The following is a 221-nucleotide window of genomic DNA, read 5'->3' as shown; positions in this document are numbered from 1 at the left end:
CATCAGCGCAACCAACAGTTGCTTACGTGGCAGACGTCCGGTCAGGGCAGTCAATACTGGCGCCCCGATCGCGACACCCAGCGCATAGATTGAAACCAGCATCCCGGCAGAAGGTAAAGAGATCGCCAGTTGTTCAGCAATGGTCGGCACCAGGCCGACAATCACAAATTCAGTCGTGCCAATAGCGAAGGCACTTATTGTGAGTGCAAATAAAGCGAGAG

1 protein-coding gene is annotated in these 221 nt (G+C 53.8%); it reads right to left on the bottom strand.

All coding sequences use genetic code 11. The features are described from left to right. Positions 1-221 (bottom strand): MFS transporter (locus FDX22_RS12170; RefSeq protein WP_146717257.1); only part of this gene is annotated, 221 nt, incomplete at both ends.

The sequence above is a fragment of the Citrobacter sp. TBCS-14 genome (assembly GCF_005280805.1).
Classification (GTDB): domain Bacteria; phylum Pseudomonadota; class Gammaproteobacteria; order Enterobacterales; family Enterobacteriaceae; genus Citrobacter; species Citrobacter gillenii.
The sequence above is the reverse complement of the archived record's forward strand: the minus strand, read 5'-3'. Positions and strand labels throughout refer to the sequence as shown.